Source organism: Vibrio sp. 1249-1 (assembly GCF_033340495.1).
The window spans coordinates 1-503 of sequence record NZ_JAWOWJ010001242.1 but is presented as its reverse complement, the minus strand read 5'-3'; the positions used below and the strand labels follow the sequence as shown (position 1 = coordinate 503).

Sequence of the window (503 nt, the reverse complement as noted above, 5' to 3'; positions counted from 1 at the left end):
CTTCGCCGTTCTCTGCCCAACGACCGACCATATCACACAGGATGCGGCGGAAGTATTCGTGGCGGGTGTAAGACAAGAAGCTGCGCGAGTCCGTTAACATGCCGACGAATTGGCTGAGCAAACCAAGTTGAGAAAGCTGTTCCATTTGGCGTTGCATGCCGTCTTTCTGATCGTTGAACCACCAACCTGAGCCAAACTGCACTTTGCCCGCGATGCCGCCACCTTGGAAGTTACCAATCATGGTCGCCATCATTTCGTTATCACGAGGGTTCAAACAGTAAAGAATAGTACGAGGCAGCTCGTTGGTTTGGTCCATTTCATCCAGTAGATGTGCCAGTTCAAAAGCAAATGGGCGATCGCCAATCGAGTCAAAGCCAGCATCAGCACCTAGTAGTTGGAACATGCGTGAACTGTTGTTGCGCTGTGCGCCAATATGTAGCTGCATGACCCAACCCAATTGCGCGTAGCGTTTACCGAGCCAAACTTGAACCGCGGTAGAGAAT

General features: G+C 51.3%; 1 protein-coding gene. It reads right to left on the bottom strand.

Annotation, left to right across the window (positions count from 1 at the left end):
• A partial coding sequence (locus R7Z50_RS31490) for a glucuronate isomerase (RefSeq protein WP_318150273.1) occupies positions 1-503 on the bottom strand: 503 nt, incomplete at both ends.